At 68.5% G+C, this 18,384-nt stretch carries 18 protein-coding genes and 2 pseudogenes; 12 read left to right on the top strand and 8 right to left on the bottom strand.

What is annotated here, in order from left to right; all coding sequences use genetic code 11:
* Positions 1-18: 18 nt before the first annotated feature.
* Positions 19-1,095, top strand: a complete 1,077-nt coding sequence (locus ACIP94_RS35310) for a LysR family transcriptional regulator (protein ID WP_402435161.1) — start codon at positions 19-21, stop codon at positions 1,093-1,095.
* A 419-nt stretch (positions 1,096-1,514) separates the two neighbouring features.
* The gene (locus ACIP94_RS35315; protein ID WP_402435164.1) at positions 1,515-1,859 is read left to right on the top strand and encodes an ANTAR domain-containing protein; all 345 of its coding nucleotides are present in this window, start codon (positions 1,515-1,517) and stop codon (positions 1,857-1,859) included.
* 5 nt (positions 1,860-1,864) lie between these two features.
* Here ACIP94_RS35315 and ACIP94_RS35320 read toward each other — a convergent pair whose 3' ends face one another.
* Complete coding sequence (locus ACIP94_RS35320; RefSeq protein WP_402435308.1) at positions 1,865-2,230, bottom strand: STAS domain-containing protein; 366 nt, start codon at positions 2,228-2,230, stop codon at positions 1,865-1,867.
* Between the two features lie 161 nt (positions 2,231-2,391).
* Between ACIP94_RS35320 and ACIP94_RS35325 the strand changes: the two genes are divergently transcribed.
* From ACIP94_RS35325 to ACIP94_RS35340, 4 genes are all read left to right on the top strand, one after another.
* Positions 2,392-2,871 carry an ATP-binding protein gene (locus ACIP94_RS35325; protein ID WP_402435167.1) on the top strand — a complete coding sequence of 160 codons (480 nt, stop codon included), beginning with the start codon at positions 2,392-2,394 and terminating at the stop codon, positions 2,869-2,871.
* A 270-nt stretch (positions 2,872-3,141) separates the two neighbouring features.
* Positions 3,142-4,092 (top strand): IS630 family transposase, encoded by a 951-nt coding sequence (locus ACIP94_RS35330; RefSeq protein WP_402435170.1) that lies wholly within the window; start codon positions 3,142-3,144, stop codon positions 4,090-4,092.
* Positions 4,093-4,210: 118 nt separating this feature from the next.
* Complete coding sequence (locus ACIP94_RS35335; RefSeq protein ID WP_402435172.1) at positions 4,211-5,056, top strand: SDR family oxidoreductase; 846 nt, start codon at positions 4,211-4,213, stop codon at positions 5,054-5,056.
* Positions 5,057-6,170: 1,114 nt separating this feature from the next.
* The gene (locus tag ACIP94_RS35340; RefSeq protein ID WP_402435175.1) at positions 6,171-7,361 is read left to right on the top strand and encodes a hypothetical protein; all 1,191 of its coding nucleotides are present in this window, start codon (positions 6,171-6,173) and stop codon (positions 7,359-7,361) included.
* Positions 7,362-7,546: 185 nt separating this feature from the next.
* Here the strand turns inward: ACIP94_RS35340 and ACIP94_RS35345 are convergent, their stop codons facing one another.
* The 3 genes from ACIP94_RS35345 to ACIP94_RS35355 form a co-directional block, all read right to left on the bottom strand.
* Positions 7,547-7,999, bottom strand: coding sequence for a hypothetical protein (locus ACIP94_RS35345; protein ID WP_402435178.1), 453 nt, complete (start codon positions 7,997-7,999; stop codon positions 7,547-7,549).
* A 109-nt stretch (positions 8,000-8,108) separates the two neighbouring features.
* The gene (locus ACIP94_RS35350; RefSeq protein WP_402435181.1) at positions 8,109-9,083 is read right to left on the bottom strand and encodes a magnesium transporter CorA family protein; all 975 of its coding nucleotides are present in this window, start codon (positions 9,081-9,083) and stop codon (positions 8,109-8,111) included.
* A gap of 225 nt (positions 9,084-9,308) precedes the next feature.
* Positions 9,309-10,361 carry an alpha/beta hydrolase gene (locus ACIP94_RS35355; RefSeq protein WP_402435184.1) on the bottom strand — a complete coding sequence of 351 codons (1,053 nt, stop codon included), beginning with the start codon at positions 10,359-10,361 and terminating at the stop codon, positions 9,309-9,311.
* Positions 10,362-11,006: 645 nt separating this feature from the next.
* Here ACIP94_RS35355 and ACIP94_RS35360 point away from each other — a divergent pair.
* Together ACIP94_RS35360 and ACIP94_RS35365 are read left to right on the top strand one after the other, a co-directional pair.
* Positions 11,007-11,411, top strand: a complete 405-nt coding sequence (locus tag ACIP94_RS35360; protein WP_402435187.1) for a hypothetical protein — start codon at positions 11,007-11,009, stop codon at positions 11,409-11,411.
* Positions 11,412-11,433: 22 nt separating this feature from the next.
* The gene (locus ACIP94_RS35365) at positions 11,434-12,036 is read left to right on the top strand and encodes a PP2C family protein-serine/threonine phosphatase (protein ID WP_402435190.1); all 603 of its coding nucleotides are present in this window, start codon (positions 11,434-11,436) and stop codon (positions 12,034-12,036) included.
* 118 nt (positions 12,037-12,154) lie between these two features.
* Here ACIP94_RS35365 and ACIP94_RS35370 read toward each other — a convergent pair.
* Together ACIP94_RS35370 and ACIP94_RS35375 are read right to left on the bottom strand one after the other, a co-directional pair.
* Positions 12,155-12,829 (bottom strand): annotated as a pseudogene (locus tag ACIP94_RS35370) (transposase); the annotation flags it as partial.
* A 63-nt stretch (positions 12,830-12,892) separates the two neighbouring features.
* Positions 12,893-13,318, bottom strand: a complete 426-nt coding sequence (locus ACIP94_RS35375) for a MarR family winged helix-turn-helix transcriptional regulator (RefSeq protein WP_402435193.1) — start codon at positions 13,316-13,318, stop codon at positions 12,893-12,895.
* 76 nt (positions 13,319-13,394) lie between these two features.
* Between ACIP94_RS35375 and ACIP94_RS35380 the strand changes: the two genes are divergently transcribed.
* The gene (locus ACIP94_RS35380; protein WP_402435195.1) at positions 13,395-14,066 is read left to right on the top strand and encodes an MBL fold metallo-hydrolase; all 672 of its coding nucleotides are present in this window, start codon (positions 13,395-13,397) and stop codon (positions 14,064-14,066) included.
* Between the two features lie 530 nt (positions 14,067-14,596).
* Here ACIP94_RS35380 and ACIP94_RS35385 read toward each other — a convergent pair.
* Positions 14,597-14,728: pseudogene (locus ACIP94_RS35385) on the bottom strand (IS5/IS1182 family transposase); the annotation flags it as partial.
* Positions 14,729-15,080: 352 nt separating this feature from the next.
* On the opposite strand from ACIP94_RS35385, the gene ACIP94_RS35390 reads away from it, so the two are divergent.
* Positions 15,081-15,548, top strand: coding sequence for a hypothetical protein (locus ACIP94_RS35390; protein WP_402435198.1), 468 nt, complete (start codon positions 15,081-15,083; stop codon positions 15,546-15,548).
* A 359-nt stretch (positions 15,549-15,907) separates the two neighbouring features.
* Here ACIP94_RS35390 and ACIP94_RS35395 read toward each other — a convergent pair whose 3' ends face one another.
* The gene (locus tag ACIP94_RS35395) at positions 15,908-16,471 is read right to left on the bottom strand and encodes a hypothetical protein (protein ID WP_402435201.1); all 564 of its coding nucleotides are present in this window, start codon (positions 16,469-16,471) and stop codon (positions 15,908-15,910) included.
* A gap of 335 nt (positions 16,472-16,806) precedes the next feature.
* Here ACIP94_RS35395 and ACIP94_RS35400 point away from each other — a divergent pair, with 335 nt between their 5' ends.
* Positions 16,807-17,337, top strand: a complete 531-nt coding sequence (locus tag ACIP94_RS35400) for a hypothetical protein (protein ID WP_402435204.1) — start codon at positions 16,807-16,809, stop codon at positions 17,335-17,337.
* A gap of 570 nt (positions 17,338-17,907) precedes the next feature.
* Positions 17,908-18,267: a hypothetical protein gene (locus tag ACIP94_RS35405; protein ID WP_402435207.1), complete on the top strand. Its 360-nt coding sequence runs from the start codon at positions 17,908-17,910 to the stop codon at positions 18,265-18,267.
* Positions 18,268-18,384: the final 117 nt, after the last annotated feature.

Here is an 18,384-nt window from a genome sequence, read left to right on the forward strand (position 1 = left end):
GTGGTATGCGTATGCCGCATGGACGTCTCCAGCAGAGGCCTTCGGGTCCTGCGGCAGATCGCCGAGTCCGGCAGCTTCACCGCGGCAGCCACCCGGCTCGGCTACACCCAGTCGGCGGTCTCACACCAGGCCGCCGCCCTCGAACGAAGCGCGGGCACCGCCCTGTTCGAACGCCGTCCCGATGGAGTGTCGCTCCTTCCCGAGCCGCTTTCCTTCACCTCGGTGCTGACCTTCCACGACGCCGTGGAACTGTTCCTCATCGTCACCGCCGAACACCTGGGTGCCGTGCTGAAGGACCGAGACCCGTTTATCAAACGGTTCTTCGAGGGACTGCACCCGAGCAACTTTCCCGGAGGGGTGGAACTACAGGGTCAATACGGGATCAAGCGCCTGAACGAACTCCGCAACGGGTTCAAGCACACAGCCGGCTTCCCGGGCCCGAACGCCATCGCGGACGTGAAAGCCGACACCGCTCACTTCTTCCTGGAGAACCCCCCCCGCGTCTTCGGCTTCGCCTTCGACGACATCGACCTGGCCGAAGCCGTCCAGCACGACCAGACCCGCACGCACCTCAAGACGGCCGCACAGCTCAACTCGGAGGGCAGCTTCCTGGAGGCCATGGGCACCCTGGCGGTGGCGTTCCAAGAGCTCATGAACGACCAGACCAAAGACGTGCACGCGCCCCGGGGACGGTCTGCTTACAGCTTCGGCGAGCCGATGCCGAGCAATCCGCTCAGAGAAGACCAGGTCCGAGCGACCCTCTACCAGCCGGATCATGCCTCGCGCAGGAGTGTGCCTGCGCGAGGCGCGGAATCGCTCGCCAGGGAGTACACGAGGACACGCGACGTCACCCGGGCTCTGCAGGAAGGCATGCGCCTTCTGGCGTTGGGCGTGGACTTCCACCAGTACCAGCGCTTCACCCGACTCACCCCGGAGGTGGTCCGCTACATCAATTCGACGACACCCAGCTTCTCTGCAGAGCCCGGATACGCCCCCAACCAGGAAGAATTCGACTTCTGCCGCCAGTTCGTCATCACCGTGGCACTCCGCATCACCGAGATCAACGCACGGGCTGTCCCGCCGTCCTGGGCGTGACGGGGGCGGCCGGGAGGGCGCCATACCCGTCGGCACTGAACCGCGGTGCCCTTCGAGACCCGACCGGGCCACGAGATCCACCGTGCCGGACAGCCCGTTCCGCAACGCCAACGCGCCCTCGGCCGGCGTTCGGACAGCCCATCATCGTGAAATGGGAGAGGAGAGCAGATGGACGTGGCGAGTCTTCGGGCACTGATCGACGAGACGGTCGTCGCTCGCTATCAGCCAGAGCGGGGATGTGAGGGCGACTCGGCAGGAGAGGGGTTGGGGAGACAGCCTCTCGGGCTCTTCGCCGACCGTGGCCGGTGAGGAGCCCCTCCCTACACCTGCATGTGATCTTCGCGTCGCGCTGAGGGCGTCTTACCGTTCCGGTGCGGGGCAGGCGTATTGGGTACCCCGCCCCTGCATGGAGACCAGTCATGACGACCTCCCGCGAACAGCGGCCCCAGGCCGGTGGAACGCGTGATGCCACGGTGGCCCGTCTTGAGCAGGAGAACGCCCAGCTGCGGCATGCGGTCGACTCCCATGCGAAGGTCGACCAGGCCATCGGTGTCCTCGTCGCGACCTACCGGCTCCCGTCGGCGGCTGGGTTCGAGGTGCTGCGCGAGGTCTCCCAGCACACCAACATCAAACTGCACGCGGTCGCGAAAAACCTGATCGCCTGGGCGCTGGGGCAGCCGCTGCCGGAGCCGGTGGGCCAGGAGCTGGACGCGGCGGTGCGGCGGCGCTCACCTCGAGGACAAGCCGGGGACCAGCCCGGGTAGAGCGGTCAGGCGTTCAGGGCCTGCTCGATGGTGGGGTGGCAAGGGATGACAGTGTCGACGCCGACCAGCTGCAGGACGCGCAGGACGGAGTCCTGGGCGTCGGCTATGCGCAGCCACCCCTGCGCTTCACTCACCTGCTGGTAGGCGGCGACGAAGACGTTGATGCCGCTGGAGTCCATGAAGGTCACACCGCTGAGGTCCACCACGATCCGCGGCGGCACCGTGCTGTCCTCGGGCATCAGGGCTGCGCTGAGGACGTCCTTGACGTCGTGGTCGATCTCGCCCTGCATGGTCACGACGCGGACGCCGTCGACCACTTTGGGCTCGACGGAGAGCCGGTTGGACCGGTTGGCCTTCTGGTTGTCGGTCACCGTCTCCTCGACTGCGCTCAGGCTCGCCCCCGTGCGCACACGATTCTGCCCCACCCGCTGACGGGATGCACCCAGCTGGATGTGCCGAACGACACCCCCGTGACATGCATGATGACGTTGCGGGTACTGGCGCACGTCATAAGGGGGAATGAGGGCGACACGTGGGATCCCATACCGATGGTGACGGCTGTACCGGGCCGGATGAGCACCTGATGCGCGCCGGCTACGCCCTGGACGGAGACGACGGCTGCATCGCCGACGCCCGCCACCACGCCGTCGCCTTTCTCGACCAGGCCCACGCCGACCACCACCTGCCCGTGACCGCACGCACCAGGGACCTCACCCAGCTGGTGGTCAGCGAGCTGGTCACCAACGCCCTCAAGTACGCCCCCGACCCCGTCCTGATGGAACTGCGCATCAGCGCACACGCCGTGGACATCGTCGTGTGGGACAGCGACCCCACCGTGCCCGCCGCCCGGGCGGCAGATCCCGGCAGGATCGGCCAGCACGGCCTGGAGATCGTCAAGGCCGTCACCGAAGACCTGTTCATCGAGCAAGAGCCGGTCGGCAAGCGCATCACGGCCCGCCTCGCCCTGTCCGACACACCCAGCAGCGCCACCGTCGACCGCAGCCCGACGTAACGGCCGACTGGGACCAGCCCGTACCTGCAGCAGAGGCCGGGCACGTCGAAGGTTGAGGAGCGTGTCGGGCAGACCAAGATCTCTCACGGCCTTGTCGATGGTGGACTTCATAGGGTTGCCCACGGGCAGTGGTGATGGCGATGTGGACGGAGAACCTGGCGTACTCGGGCCGCCTGTGAGAGCGCGGTCGCAGCTTCGACAACGCCCCCTCAGATCCACGGTCCGGTAGGCCGGTTGTCCTGATCCGTCCCCGCGTCAGCTTGGCCTGGGATGATCAGGCCGTTACTCGACAGCAGCGTCATCCAGACGGCCACCACCCGCCCCACCAAGCTCGGCCAGCCCTTCACCCGTTGGTCCCTGCGCAAGCTCGTCGCCTACCTGCGGAAAGTGCACGGTCGGGTGATCCTCATCGGCCGCGAGGCGTTACGCTGCCTGCTCGCCCGCCGCGGCATCACCTTCCAGCGAACCAAGACGTCGAAGGAGTCGCCAGACCCCGACCGCGAGACGAAGCTGGACCGGATCGAGGAGGTTCTGGACCGCTTCCCGGACCGGGTCTTCGCGTTCGACGAGTTCGGCCCGCTCGGGATCCGACCCAACGCCGGCTCCGGCTGGGCAGAACGCAAACGCCCCGACCGGGTGCCCGCCACCTACCACCGCACCCACTGCGTGCGGTACTTCCACGGCTGTTACTCGGTCCGCGACGACACCCTGTGGGGTATCAACCGCCGTCGCAAGGGCGCCGGGAACACGCTGGCCGCGCTGAAGTCGATCCGCGCCGCCCGGCCCGACGGCGCCCCCATCTACGTGATCCTGGACAACCTGTCCGCGCACAAGGGCACCGACATCCGCCGCTGGGCGAAGAAGAACAAGGTCGAACTGTGCTTCACCCCGACCTGCGCCTCGTGGGCCAACCCCATCGAGGCCCATTTCGGGCCGCTGAGGCAGTTCACCATCGCCAACTCCAACCACCGCAACCACACCGTGCAGACCCGGGTCCTGCACGCCTACCTGCGCTGGCTCAACGCCAACGCCCGCCACCGCGACGTCCTGGCCGCTGAGCGCAAGGAACGTGCCCGCATCCGAAGCGAGAAGGGCATCCGCTGGGGCGGATGCCCCCTCGCCGCCGCAGCGCGAACGACCCGGCGAACGTACGCGGTCAGAGCACTAGCCGCCCAACGGCGCGAGCGCGACCGCATCCGTAGTGAGAAGGGCATCCGCTGAGGCGGACGCCCGCCGAACGCCGCAGCCAGAGATCACTACTGGCCTTCCTCGCGTCCATCCCAGGATGATGTGCTCCGATTCTTGGCATACTCACTGCTTTCGCCTGGAGGATGTGACGATGATTCTGGTTACTGGTGCGAGCGGCAACGTCGGAACGGCCCTCCTCACTCGTCTTCATGCCGACGGCGTGGCCGCGCGGGCGGCCTACCGTGATCCGCACACCACGGCTCAGGTGATCGAGTCGGGCGGCCAGGCGGTGACGCTCGATCTGACCATGCCGGACACGATCGGTCCTGCACTCGACGGCATCGAGGCCGTATTCCTTCTCGGCGCGACGAGCCCTGCCCAAACGACACACGAACTCAACATGCTGGAAGCCGCCCGTGCGGTGGGTGTTCGGGTGGTCAAGCTGTCGGTCTGGCGGGCCGACGAAGGACTCACACCGATCGCCCGGCTGCATCGGCCTGTCGAACAGTCGCTGGTTACGTCCGGTTTGCCTTGGACGATCCTGCGACCCAACTTCTATCTGCAGAACTTCCTGCGCCAGCCGTCCATCCGTGAGGCTGGGGAGTTCAGCCTCCCACTGATCACCGCCCCCATAAGCTTCGTCGGCATCGACGACATCGCCCGTGTTGCAGCGCGGGTTCTCACCACTGATGGCCACGACGGCCGCGTCTATGACCTCACCGGACCGAAGGCGCTGACCTACGCCGAAGCCGCCGAGGAGTTTTCCGACGTCCTCGGCAAGCCGGTGCGCTACGTGGGCCTACGGGACGACGAAGCGCGCGTGGCAATGCTGAGCCGCGGGATGCCAGAGTTCCACGTCGATGCCCTGATAGGAGTTGCCCGCGCATACCGGGACGGCGGTGCCGAAACCGTCACTTCAACGGTGGCCGACATCACGGGCCGTGCAGCCCTCGGCTTTGCCGATTTCGTGCGCCAGAACCTCAACTTCTTCGATTGAGCATGGTCCTCATCGGCCTGTCCCCGGTGTGAGATCACCGAAAGCCGGTTCCCTCCTCACGAACAAGATCCCCCATCACAACCTCGCGGCGCTGCTGGGACGTTCCGGGACATCCAAGTCCACCCCACTCCCCGAGCGAACAGCAATCCGGTGAACCCATGCGGTCAGGGGCGCTAGGCGACCGCGCAGGCCGAACAGGGTATGAGTTCGCGCTGAGGTAGCTTGGAAATATGCTGGAGCCGTGGGCAGTTGGCTGGAATTCAGAGCAGCCTTGAGCTCTCCTTCCGTGTGGCTTGTGTGCGGCTCTACGCTCGTCGGGTGTCCAGAAGCTCGCAGCCAGGCGCCAGCGTCTTCATCCGGGGGAGACCGTGCACGTCCCAACGTTGATCTTTTTAGGGGCGGCTGGTGGCCTGCTGCGCGGGGCTCTGGACGTGTACGCGCGGTTCGTGTCCTGGCAGTGTGATCGCCGTGCCCATCGGCAGCTGACCGCGGCTGGGACGGCGCAGGGGGAGGCCCCACGGTTCCAGGCGTACTTCGACCCCGTCGTCGACATCGCCGCGGCCGCCGTACACGGCGTGATGGGTGCCTGTGCAGCGGTGCTGTTCGGGACCACGGGCCAGATCAGCGGTGAGTACGCCGCCCTCGTCGTCGGAATGTCGGCGCCCCTGCTGCTTACGCAGCTCGGCCGCATCCAGACGGTGAACGAGGTGGTGACGGCCGACCGGCGGCCGGTTGGCGCCGCGGAGGCAGCCGCGCGGGCCGGGGCGCCTTCTGTTGCCGGTTCCGTGGGGGTGAGCGGTGCGGAAGCCCCGGGTGCCGAAGCCGCCGTAGCGCCGTCCGCTTCCCTACCGCGAACGGAGCCCCGGCCAGCGACCTCTCCGGGCCCGGTCCACCCCCCGGACACCGCCGAAAGACCGCCGTCCCGCGTACGGCCGATGCATTCGCCCAGACCGCCTGCCGCGGTCGCGGGCGCTCGCACGCCGGAGCCCACACCCGGTGAGCCCCCCGCAGACCCAACGCAGCACCCCGATCCCACACGGGCCGGGGACGCTCCCTTCCCAGCAGGGCTGGCCGACGGAACGGGACCTGGCCTCGATGGACCAGGCGCGCCACGATGGCGGCATGGGCCGGCGATCGGGGAGGAGGGCCTGTGAACAGCGTTCCGCAGCACCTGATGAGCGAAGACCGCCAGGAATACGAGCGGCTCCTCGATGAGGCACTGGGCATGGCCCCTCACCGCCCGGAACTGGCCGCCGTAGGCCAACGGCTCAACCCAGAGCAACTGCGCACCATGGCGCTGAACGCCACCGCCCTCATCACGGCTGCGGCGGCGACCGAGTACCAGCACTACGTCCAGGTCCGGCAAGAACTGCGCGCCCCGTCGTGCCCGTACCAGTCCTCAGGCACGGCCGGCTCGGCCGGGGGTTCGGCGCCCGCCTCTGCCCCGTCCGTCTTCCCCCGCTCCGACACCCGCACGAGGGACAGCGAACACCCTGCCCCGAAAGGTCTGGGCCGCCGGCTCGGCGTGGCTGTCCTGGGCGGACAGCCGAGCGGCCGCGGCACCAGGTACGGAGTCGCTTCGCAGCACTGGGCCGGGATGACCTACGGCCGCCGTCTGCTGGCAGCGCTGCTCGGTCTACACGTTCGCCCCGAGGTACCAAAGACGGCGGCCGTGGCGGAGGCGTCGACACAGCGTACGTGCGAGCAGTCGACGGCCGTCCACACGCGCCCGGCCAGGCGTGAGACACCACCCCCAGAGACGACCGGGGCGGCCGGAGCCGGTGTGTTCGCCGTCTTCGCGGTGCTCGCCCCACTCCTCTCCGCAACCGCCGCCGTGATCTTCTTTCTCATCGGCCTCTTCCTCAAGATGTCGAGCCCCGGGTCGGCGTTCGCCCGGACCATGATCAATACGGGGTGGCTGTTCGGAGCCACGGCTGGGGGTACGGTCGTCGTCTGTGCGGTCGGCCTGCTGGGCGCCGCTGTGCGCCACCGTGGCCAGTCCACCTGGGAGAGTGCGGACTATCACCAACTGAGCGGAGAGGTGGACCGGGCCAGAGAGGCCTGGCGGCAGGCCCTGCTGGAACGCGGCATCTTGCCCTTCCTGCGGGAAGCACTCGCCGACCCCACGGCGCCCTCGCACTGGAACCCCTCGTCCGCGCCCACCGGCCGTCGACCGAGCTTCGGCTTCGACCGCCCGGGATTCACCAGCCCCGGCGACGGCCCCGCTTCGGCCCACCGCCCGAGCTTTGCCGGCCCCGACTACGCCAGCCCGGACTTCGCAGGCCCGGAACACCAGCCGGAGTGACAGTCATGAGCATGACCAGCGTGCGGATTCGGTTGCCCACGCTTGATCACGTGTCTGCGCAAGCAGATCGCTGACGGTCCTGCAGCGCATCACCGAACCAGGCATGGGCCGGCAAAAACTCCACCGCCTCACCGACGACGCTGATCAGCACGTCAGGCTGGCAGCCCAAATGCTGCTGCAGACCGCTACAGGGCCCTGCGTACCTCCGTGCCCGAGCCGTTGAGGAGCGCGTTGATGAGCTGTGTGGTCTCCATCTCGAGGGAGCAGTCGATTGCCTGGTTGATTTGTTGGATGCGGGTGATGGCGGTGTGGAGTCCGGAGCGGTTCCCGGCGGCGTGTTCGATTCTCATCCAGTCTCGGTAGAGGAGTTCTGCTGTGTCGTCGACGTCGAGGCCGGTAGGGACGTCGATGACATCACGCCAGGTCTGGAGGCAGATCAGGGTGATCTTCTGGCAGCGGCAGACAGTGAGCTCAAGGTCGCCGTAAGCGAACAGGCGCGGCCATGACCGGCGCTTTCCGACGGTCACTTCCCAGGGCTCACCGAGCGCCGCAGTGATCTGGTCCCAGGCCGCGCCGTTCTCAACCGGCCCGAGGTGTCCCGACCGGGCGAGTTCCGCCAGGACGTCGAGTAGTTCCATGTAACCGTCTGCTCGATCCGCTCGGTGCCCGGTGCGCGGGGGCCTGGGGTGACCAGCCCGGTCGGTTGTCGGACACCCCGGTCAGGAGCCTCGGGATCGTCGCAGGGGGTCAGATCCAGTCCTTGCGCCTGAACACCCAGTAGAGCAGTGCGGATGCAACGACTATGACGCCGGTGGAAGTGAGGAATCCGGCATGGGTGTTGACGCCCGGATAGGGAACGTTCTGTCCGTAGAAACCGGTGACGGCCGTGGGTACGGCCACGATCGACGCCCAGCTGGTGACCTTCTTCATGATCAGGTTCATGCGATTGCCCTGAACGGTCAGGTTCGTCTCCATGATGGACGTGATCATGTCCCGCAGTGACTCGGTCCATTCGGTGGCTCGGAGGACGTGGTCGTACACGTCCTGGTAGTAGGGGAGCAAGGGCTCGGCGACGATGTGCAGGTCGCGTCGGAGAAGGCTGTTGACGACCTCCCGCATCGGCAACACCACGCGCCGCAGCTTGGTGAGGTTCTTGCGCAGCGCGTAGGAGTCCCGCTGGACGGAGTCAATCTGCTCGCGTCCCTCGTCGAAGAGCAGATCCTCCACTGCTTCGATACGGTCGTCGAGGTCCTGCACGGCGGCGAAGTGCCCGTCGACTATGTGGTCCAACAGTCCGTGCAGCAGGTACCCCACTCCGTACTTGGCGAGGTCGCTGTTGTTGTCCCAGCGTTCGACGACCTTCTCGATGTCGAACCGGTGGTCGGGGCGGATGGTGATCAACGCGGTAGGTGTGATGAATACGGACAATTCACTTGTGGTGAGTTGTCCACTGCCCTCGTCCACGCTGATGGCGTAGGCGCTGAGGAAGGCATGGGTGCGGTAGCGATCAAGTTTTGGTCGCTGATGCTCGTGACGTGCGTCTTCCACCGCCAGCTCATGCAGGCCGAACTCCTCGCTGATCATCGCGAAGTCGGCGGAACACGGATCGCAGAGGTCGAGCCAGACCGCCGCGTCCGGGTCCTTCACGTATTCCGAGATGTCGGCGGTCGGAAAGTCCTCAAGGATCAGCGAGCCATTGCGGTAGAGCCGTGTGCGAGTCATGGCGACGCACCATAGGCCGCCGTGGTAAGAAGCCCCACTCACGCTCCCTGCCGGCCACGGGCCTGCATGGGAGTTCCTGCCCTCCCGCTGATGAGCAGCGCGGGGCCGGTCGGGCTCGCCACCGGGGCCCGGCCCGGTGTGGGCTTCGCCACCGGGATCCATCGCTGAGCTACAGCCGCCCGGTGGCCGTCCCGCAAGGACTCGGCCGCCGGGGAACGGTCGGGGTCAGTGCGGGGCGGAGAGCCACTGGCTGAGCCAGGCGAAGGCCGGCGGGTACTCCGCGGACCAGGTGTTGTAGTTGTGGCCGCCGTTCGGCAGGCACAGCGTGCGCACCGTGACCGGTGAGGACGCCGCGACCGCCTGGAACTGCGTGATGTAGGAGGCCGGGCTGAGATGGTCCTCGCGTGAGGTGGCGAGGAACAGGCTGACGTGGGACTTCGTGTGCTTGACCAGGTACGTGGGGCTGTTGAGTCGACGCACGGCCGGGTCGGGGAGGACGGACTTGTCGCCGGTCAGCGGGTCGGGGTCGAGGGCGGCGCCCGCGCCGAAGACCTTCGGGTACTGCAGGGGCAGCTTCGCGGCGCAGAAGCCGCCGGTCGAGAAGCCCATCAGGCCCCAGCCACTGGCACCCCGCAGGGTGCGGAACTTGTGGCTGATCAGGTCCGGGACATCCGCCGACATCCAGGTCGCGACCTTGCGGTTGGGCAGGTCGGTGCAGTCGGTGTCCACACTGCCCGGGTTGACCACGGGCATCACCAGGATGAAGGGGTGCACCTTCTTCTGATTCAGCAGGTCCGAGAAGGCGCCCGGCATGCCGCCGTGCTCCAGCCAGGATTGCGGGGAGCCGGGCACGCCGTGCAGCAGCATGATGACCGGGAACCGCTTGTTCCTGTAGGCCGGCTCGTCGTACTGCGGGGGCGTCCACACCAGCACCTGCCCGGACAGGGTGGACTTCCGGCCGTGGAAGTAGGTGTCCAGGACACCGCCGTTGGTGCCATGGTTGAATTTCGCGCGTTGCACCGGCGGCCCGGGCATCGCGACCGCGTTGGTGTTGTCGGTGGTGCCCATGAGGTCGTTCCAGGACGCATACAGCCCGTAGCTGTTGTTGATCCAGGTGGCCACGACGCTGATCGCGGTGAGCTGGCACAGACCGATCATCACGGCGTGCGCCAGCCGGCGCGCCGGCCTGGGCCCGCGGATCCGGGTCCACAGGGCGATCGTGCCGATCATCGCTATGCCCGTCGCGAGGATGAGGGTGAGCGTTCCGGTGAGGGACACGCGACCACCTTTCTGGACCACTGCACGAGGAGGAGACGGCGATACCGGTCGTGAGATCCCCCAGTGCCCGCGCATGCTGGCTGCTTGCATAGAGGAGACCACGACGATCACCGGTTCCATCCGGCGACAAGAGGTCGGGTTTCCTCCACGCAGCCATGGAGAAGCCGGAGCCTGCCGCCGCCTGCTGGTGCCGCGGGGTCTCGGCCACGTGCATGCTACGAGGCTCGACGCACACGGCCGGCCCCAGGTGCTTTGTCGTATCCCCTTGCCGAAGTTCACCGGGGCATCAGGGTGCGTGATCGATGTCTTCGGGCGGCGGGGAAGGGGGCCGGCTCACCGGCTTCCGAAGGGAGCGCACCCGGGCGGCCTGCTGCGGCCCTGCTGTATCGATCTTGCCGCCGATCGCACGGTGAGTGGTGGTGGCACCTGTGCGTCACAGGCGCTCACCATGCTGTTCCCAGGATGCGGGCGAACGGCAATAAAATGATCGGAACCGGTGGCCTGCTTCCGGCCCTGGGCTGCCGCTCGACCCCTACGACTCTGGGGAGCGGCACGGTGGCGAGGTCTCCTGAGGAACGCAAAGCCATGCACAGTGCTCGTGGGCGGGGCAGGATGCTGACCCTTCGGCCTGCTCTGCTGCTGTGCATGGGCCTGCTCATCGGTCTCTTCACGCCCCGCGCCGTCAGGCCGGATGCCTTCCTTGCCACGGCCATGGTCTCCGCCGCCGCGCTGCTGCCCCTGTGGGCGACCGTGCTCGTGGGAGTGGGCGCGTGCGGCATCTTCGTCGGCCTGATGGCGGACTTCGGTGATCTGCGCAATGCGACCGCCTACTCCGAGCTGGCCACCCTGGCGGCGATCGCGGCGTTCGCCGTCTTCTTCAACCGCCTGCTCGGCCGGCGCGCCAATCAGCTGGTTCAGGTCCGTTCAGTGGCGGAGACCGCCCAGCTGGCGGTGCTGCATCCGGTGCCGCGACACCTCGGGCCCGTCACGCTCGAGAGCCTCTACCTGGCCGCCGCGGCGGAAAGCCCGGATCGGCGGCGATCTGTATGAGGCGCTCCGCACCCCGTACGGCGTGCGGCTGCTCATCGGCGACGTGCGCGGCAAGGGCCTGCTGGCGATCCAGACGGCCGCGATGCTGCTCAGCGCCTTCCGCGAGGCCGCCCACGACGCGCCCGACCTGCCCCGCCTCGCGCGCCGCCTGGAGACGAGCATGAGCCGCCATGCCTGCCAGTACCCGGCGGTCCCGGGCTCGGAGACCGCTGAACGCTTCATCACCGCCCTCCTCGCCGAGATCCCGGACGACGAACCGGTCGTCCGGACCGTCACCTGCGGCCACCCGCCCGCGCTGCTGCTGCATCGCGGCGAGGTCCGGGAGCTGCAACCGGCCGATCCCTCGCCGCCGCTCAACCTCGGCATGCTGGTGAGTGACGGGTACCACGTCGACCTCGCCCCGTTCCATCCCGGAGACCAGATTCTGCTGTACACCGACGGGGTCACCGAGACCCGCGACCGCTCCGGCGCCTTCTACCCCCTCGCCGAACGCATCCGCTCATGGAGCGGCGAGGCGCCCCACCAAGTCCTCGACCATATCCACCGCGACCTGATCGCCTACAGCGGCGGCCGGCTCGACGACGACATCGCCGCGCTTGTCGCCCGGCGGCGCCCGAGCGGCTGAGTCCGCGCCCGGCGCGAGAGATCGACGGCACGGCGGTGCCGCGTCGTGCACGCTGATGCCGATCCGACGATGATGCCGATACGGACCGGCGCATCCCGGACCTCCGGGCCCCGGGAGCGTTGACGAGCCTGCCGCCGCGGCTGCCTTTCTTCCTGCGGTTGGCTGCCTGGTCCTTCTTCTCCGGGATGACCGCCTTGATACGGCGTTTGCGCAGGTGGGGACGGTTGGCGCGGGAGGAATAGGCCTTATCGCCAGCCACGGCGATGGGCCGGGTGCGGGGACGGCCGACGGGCAGACGGACCCGCACCTTGCTCAGGACCGGGATGAACTGGGGCTGTCGGCAGCCTGCCCGGCGGTCAGAAGGAGCGCCATCGGTCGGCAGCGCCGGTCGGCGGCCAGGGAATCTTGCTGGTCAGCCCGCCGCGGGACCGCCCGAGCAGGGCGGCCTTCAGCCGGGCCCGCCGTCGTGAGCGGATGCGTCGGCGTTCGGCACGGACTGGATCGATTTCGCCGTCCCGTCCGCCTTGTTCCTCGGAAGCTCCCCCTTTTGCGAGGCCGCCTCTACGAGCGCGGCCAAGGTCTCTTCGCTGACCCGCATGCCGGCCGCGTCGTGATGAGCCCGCGTGCTGGTGGAATCCACGCTGACCAGGGACATGTCGATCTCGTCCCTGCGGGCGGCCTCGGCGATCGCCTCGTCCAGCAGGGCCTGGAAGACGCCCGCGTCCCGCCATCGCATGAAGCGGTTGTGGACGGTCTGCCAGGCGCCGAACCGCTCGGGCATCTCCCGCCACTGACTGCCGGGAGGCGGGCGAAGTAGTCGTGTGGCGGGCGGAGGTCGGGGGCGAGGGCCTTGCGGTCAGCTGGGATCACCGTGCTGGGCGAGCCGCTTGAGGAGGGTGACGGACTGCGCGAGGTGTCGCTGTTCGGCGGGCGACAGCTGTGCCTTGATGGCTTCGGCGAGCCAGTCGGCTCGGCGGCCGCGGCGTGCCTGGAGCGCCTGCAGGCCTGGTTCGGTCAGCATGAGGAGGACCTTGCGCCCGTCGTTGGGGTGGGGCTTTTGGCGGACGAGGCCCAGCTCCGCGAGTTGGGCGACGACGCGCGCCGCCGTCTGGTGGCGCACCTGCTGTCGGGCCGCGAGCTCGCTGGTGGTCATGGGTCCTTCGCGGTCCAGGAAGCCCAGTACCGCGGCCTGCGCCTGCGGCATGGCATCGGTGGCCCGTGCGCGCCGTACCAGGTTTCCGATGACGGCTCGCAGGTCGCTGGCGATCTCCTGCTCGTTCACCGCATCACCGTACCCACAAGACAGGTATACAGCAATGCTGTACAGTCTTGCTGAATAAATGGAGGGGAGACCAGTCATGCAGATCACCTCGCTGGGGCATTCCTGCGTACGGCTGCAGCACGAGGGCTGCACCGTCGTCATCGACCCCGGCTGCTTCAGCGATCCGGACGCACTGCAAGGAGCCGACGCGGTGCTCATCACGCATGAGCACGCAGACCACTTCGTCCCCGACCGGCTGCGAGAGGCCGGCGGCGACATCCACATCTGGACCAACCCGGCCGTCGCCCGCCACCTCACCGACCTCGGCGGACGCGTCCATACCGTCCGGCACGGCGACACCTTCGACGTCGGCCCTCTGGAATTCCACGTCTACGGGCAAAAACACGCCACGATCCACCGCGACTTCACCGAGTTCGACAACGTCGGCTTCCTGGTCAACGGCATCTTCCACCCGGGCGACGCGCTCACGGTCCCCGAAGAGCAGGTCCGCACGCTCCTCGCGCCGGCCGGCGCGCCATGGGTGAAACTGGCCGAGGTCGTCGACTACGTCAGGACAGTCGGACCCGGTGAGGTCTTCCTCATCCACGACGCGGTGCTGAGCCCCCCGGCGCTGAGCGCCCACACTCAGATCCTCAGCAGCTTGGTCGGCGGACCGCACGGCCCGGCCATCCGAAGCAGGTCCACACAGGACACAGCCGACCTGCCCGGAGCCGGCGACTCCGCGAGCCCTGCGGTTCCTCGGGCCTGACGGCCGAAGACCGGGGCGGAGAAGGTGCCTCCGGTCCGGGAAACACCGGAAGCGCGACAAGCCCACGGAACGTGGCCTGCCCGGTCGGCCACCACGGGCGGCCCGCGTACCGCCGCCCCCGGCGGCCGGGCCGTCGCGGTGGCGCACCGGCTCTCCGCGAGCACGGATCCCACCGGGCGGCGACCGCCGACCGGATCGCAGCGGAACCGGGTCTGTCGCGTACGAGGCGCTTCGATCCTCCCGCACCCTGTGGGGGTCTCCGGTACTCACCGCGGCCGGAGCCGGAAGGCTGCCACCCGGTCAGGGCGGCGCTCGGCTGCGGACCTGCGCCGGCCGGGCTTTCTCCCGGTCTCGATCCACTGCTGATGCGGCGCGGAGACGGCCGTCCGCGCCGGTCGCGGTACCCCACTGCGCGGGGACGAACCCTTTGCGAACCGGGCAGGTCATTGCCTGGTCAGACGGCTGGTGCACCATCCCGGGCGGCAAGGATGACAGCAAGGGGATGAACAGCACGGCGGACAGGGCGGTGACCCGCCCCGGAAGCGCCCGCGTCCCTCGTCGGGGCGGTGCTGCCGCGGGATCGCCCTCCGCCTCGGGACCCGCGGTGCCCCAGCCGCGCGCTGGTGGGCCCGGCACGAGGTGGAGTCCACACTGACCCTGCTCCCGTACCGACCTCACCTGATCGACGGCTGCCTCCCGCCCACCGGCTTGATCATGGACCTGGATGAGATCAGCCCACCGGACACCACGAGTTCAACCTCAGCAAGAGCTGCCACCCGTAAACGCCTTTGGAGGCACCTAGGGGAACGGAGAAGCCCTCGGCAGCATCCTCACACCCGAAGGCGCAAAGGCCCCTTTCTCCGGATTTCAAGCTTGCGCACCGTTTTCGCGAACTATGAGGGCTTCCGGTGACGGAATCGAGGCGATGGCGCCGCGCACGGCGAGCCGTCCCACAACCACCCGGACACGAAAGCGTCGCCGAGACCACCGAACCCAACAAGAGAGACGTTGGCAATGAGCAAGCAGGCGATAGCTGGCGCAACAGTCGCGGTCGGCATGGTGCTGGTCATGACCGCCTGCACTATCCGGGAATCCGGCCAGCCGCACGCCGCCACCAGCAGCGGTGCATCGACCACCTCGCAGGCAGTGGGAAAGAAGGCCCCCAAGAAGTGCCTCACCGCGCAACTGAAGTGGACTCTCACCCGCCTCGATGAGCCGATGAACAAGACGTCCAGCCACCTCGCTGTGGCCCAGCTCACCGCGACCAACGCGGCACGCCGCACGTGCACTTTCGACGGCTATCCCTGGCTGATCATGCCGGACTGCAGAGCGTCGTGGCAGTGGTCACGGCTACCGTTGCCCGGCCCAACGCCTTGCCCGGGCGCGGCCTTGTCGGCGCCGCGCCAGGCCGCATACCCGCCTTGCCGTAGCGCCACCGGCTTGGACCGGCTGCGCCACCTGCTGACCATCCCGGTCAGCTGACCACCGTCACACCGACCGGCCCCGAACCCCCTGCCATGCGCCCCGGTTCGGTTCGGGGCCGCTGCACTTCCGTCTGCCGGGTCTTGCGGGGCTTGGCCCCGGCGGGGGCAGTGTCGGTGCTGCCGGAAGGCGCTCCCGTTATCTGGGGCGCCCGCGAGCCGTAAGGCATGTGGGACAAGTGCCCTGTCCAGAACATGCCTTACAGATATCTGGGGGTCGCTCAGGCATGTTCGGCCGGCACGCTGGACGTCAACTTGCGCCATGCGCCCCGCGGCCAGGCGCGCCACCACGCCGCGCCCCACACGCAACTGCGGCCCGCACCCACCGGGGTGCACGGACCGCAGCCGTACGTACGCGTCTTAGGCGTTGGCGCTCCACCATGCCTGGTAGCGGTTGGCCGGGTTGCAGCCGTCCTGCCGCAGCAGGAACGTGCCCTGCCCGGAGTCCAGGCACGCGTGACTGCCGAAGTTGTAGAACTGCCACCCGTCCTGCTGTGCGGACCACGTCAGGGCCCAGAGCTGGCCGCCGTTGCGGCTGGAGTCGCAGCCAAGGATCTTGGCGCGCCAGGTGCCCCCGTCATTGACGGCGGTCAGGCAGTCGCCACTCCACAGATTCCTGATCTTCACGTTCGAGTAGCCGGTGTCCGGCGCGGCGGACTGGACCGCCCACTGCATTCCCTTCGGGGCAGGGCGTGCGCCCTGCTGACACACGGGGACGTTGGTGTCCAGATGCGGCAGGGAAGAGCCCCAGTCCTGGGCCAGGCAGGTGTTGCCGTTGCTGCGCGGGATGATGATCACGTCCGGCCACGCGGTGTATGCCTGTGCGGTGGCCGAGAGGGTGACGACGGTGAGGAAGGCAAGTAATGCGGCGGCTAAGCCGCCCGCCGCCCGGCGTGCTCTGCGCGAGAGCTTGCGTGTAGTCATGGCCGTGACAGTAGCGGCAGCCGCGCGATACCGCCGAAGCTTTACCTGCCGCAGGCGCGTCCTCAGCGCGGCACGCCGCAGAGGAGTGCCTTACATGCCTGAACGTGGGCTAACGCCCTGAACTGCACAAACGTTCGGACACCCCAGATAACAGCAGCCCCCGCCCCCCGGGGTGGGGTCGAGCCCTCGGCCGCCGGGCCGCCCCCATCCCTCCCAGGGGCGGCCCGGCACCCCTACCCCCGTCGCTGCTCTCCCGCCGCGTGGGGAGGTTGCACGGCTTGCGCTGCAGTCCCGCACGTCCGTACACGCCACCACCACGACCTCGAGGAGCCTCCGTGCCCCACGCGTTCCACATTCCGCCGCAGCATGCCGCCGCCGTCGAGCGGGCGGCTGCCGTCCTCGCAACGCACTTCCCCCAGCATGTCCCCGGCGAGCAGACAGGATGGCTGATCCTGACCCGGTCGGACCGTCCGATCGCTGTATGGGAGTTGACGGAGAAGATCAGCGCCGACACACCCGAGCAGGAAGCCAAGCGCATCGAACTCGCGCAAGCGCTGGCCGCCGCCGGCCTGGCGGTCACTCTTCCCTCGGACGCCTACATGGTGTTCTTCGCCGAGATTCCCGCCGACCGCACCGCCCCTCGCTACACCGTCGGCATCGACGACAGCGGCCTCGGCGACCTGTTCGGCGGAGCGCACCTGGTGATGGACACCTGGACGAAGGTGCACGTCGCGACCGCCCGAACCCCTGAGGTGGCCGCACAGCGCTGTGCCGAGTTCACCCGCGCTCAGAACGCGGTCGACGCCGAGGTGGCCTTCGGTAGCCTCCCCGAAGGCAGCCACGCCGCCGTCGACACCAGCACGTAGACCGCCCGCGCTCCCTGGGCTGGCTGGTCCCAGCACCAACCTCGGCCCCTGGCCCCCGCCTACATTGCAGGGGTCGGGGGCCTCCATGGCCTCATCCCGCTGCTGCCCCGACCTCCGAGGCACTTCGCTGCAGGGGCCGGGTGTTGCGTGGCTTGACGCCGCTCGGGGCAGTGTCGGTGCTGCCGGAAGGACGCTCCCGCCCCCTCCCCTACACCAGCCACCGCCGCGCCCAGGCCCGCCGGGCGGAGCACGACCGCCGCCTCGGTAATGCCACCGGCCTGGACCGGCTGCGTCTCCTGCTGACCATCCCGCCGTCATGCTCACCGGCCCCGAACCTCCGGCCACGCGCCGCGGGGTTCGGGGCCGTTCGCGTCCGGCCGGTCGCCGGGTCTTGCGTGGCTTGCCTCCGGCCCAGGCAATGTCGGTATTGCCGGCTCACATGCGCTGACAGCGACCGGCCCGGCCCGGCCCGGCCGCGCCGCCCGGCCCCGGCACCACTCGATACCCAACGGCGAACCCACCACCCGGTCTATGGGTCGTTCGCCGCCGCCAGGAAGGATCCGTCGTCCCATGCCCCTGCCGTCCTGGCTCCAGTCCCACCTGCCCGCCGCCACGCCATCGCCGTACACCTTTAAGTCGTTCGCTGACGAGGTGGCCCGCCTGATGGGTCTGCCTCCGGCCCTGCGCACAGGAGAGTGCGAGCTCAGCTCCGAGACGGATCATGTCTGGCTGCTGTGGAAGTCCGACGTGGGCGGGACGATCCTTGTGCTGGACCGGCCACAGAAGAAGGGGCGCGAGGCCCTGGTCATCAAGATGTCGTGGTGCCACTCGCCGGACCCGGCGGATATCGCCGCGATGCGCGTGTACCAGCGGCGCGGCCGTATCCGAGCGCTCCGGTCCCGACTGGGGTGCGTACTGCGCCGTGGCTGACCTCGCGGATGCCTCCGTGAGTTGACACCACCGATGCTTCCTGGGTCCCTGCTCGCCAGCCTACGAGCAGGGACCCGTTCTGGCCTGCGGCACCGGGACGTCCCGGACTCCGCACCC

The sequence above is a fragment of the Streptomyces sp. NPDC093261 genome (genome assembly GCF_044753645.1).
Taxonomy (GTDB): domain Bacteria; phylum Actinomycetota; class Actinomycetes; order Streptomycetales; family Streptomycetaceae; genus Streptomyces.

What these genes read in the sequence shown, in the direction of transcription:
- ACIP94_RS35390 (WP_402435198.1), top strand. Translation starts at nt 15,081, where the DNA reads ATGAGCAAGCAGGCGATAGCTGGCGCAACAGTCGCGGTCGGCATGGTG.
- ACIP94_RS35340 (WP_402435175.1), top strand. Translation starts at nt 6,171, where the DNA reads ATGGCGGCATGGGCCGGCGATCGGGGAGGAGGGCCTGTGAACAGCGTT.
- ACIP94_RS35380 (WP_402435195.1), top strand. Translation starts at nt 13,395, where the DNA reads ATGCAGATCACCTCGCTGGGGCATTCCTGCGTACGGCTGCAGCACGAG.
- ACIP94_RS35350 (WP_402435181.1), bottom strand. Translation starts at nt 9,083, where the DNA reads ATGACTCGCACACGGCTCTACCGCAATGGCTCGCTGATCCTTGAGGAC.
- ACIP94_RS35315 (WP_402435164.1), top strand. Translation starts at nt 1,515, where the DNA reads ATGACGACCTCCCGCGAACAGCGGCCCCAGGCCGGTGGAACGCGTGAT.
- ACIP94_RS35360 (WP_402435187.1), top strand. Translation starts at nt 11,007, where the DNA reads ATGGGCCTGCTCATCGGTCTCTTCACGCCCCGCGCCGTCAGGCCGGAT.
- ACIP94_RS35310 (WP_402435161.1), top strand. Translation starts at nt 19, where the DNA reads ATGGACGTCTCCAGCAGAGGCCTTCGGGTCCTGCGGCAGATCGCCGAG.
- ACIP94_RS35330 (WP_402435170.1), top strand. Translation starts at nt 3,142, where the DNA reads ATGATCAGGCCGTTACTCGACAGCAGCGTCATCCAGACGGCCACCACC.
- ACIP94_RS35345 (WP_402435178.1), bottom strand. Translation starts at nt 7,999, where the DNA reads ATGGAACTACTCGACGTCCTGGCGGAACTCGCCCGGTCGGGACACCTC.
- ACIP94_RS35395 (WP_402435201.1), bottom strand. Translation starts at nt 16,471, where the DNA reads ATGACTACACGCAAGCTCTCGCGCAGAGCACGCCGGGCGGCGGGCGGC.
- ACIP94_RS35405 (WP_402435207.1), top strand. Translation starts at nt 17,908, where the DNA reads ATGCCCCTGCCGTCCTGGCTCCAGTCCCACCTGCCCGCCGCCACGCCA.
- ACIP94_RS35335 (WP_402435172.1), top strand. Translation starts at nt 4,211, where the DNA reads ATGATTCTGGTTACTGGTGCGAGCGGCAACGTCGGAACGGCCCTCCTC.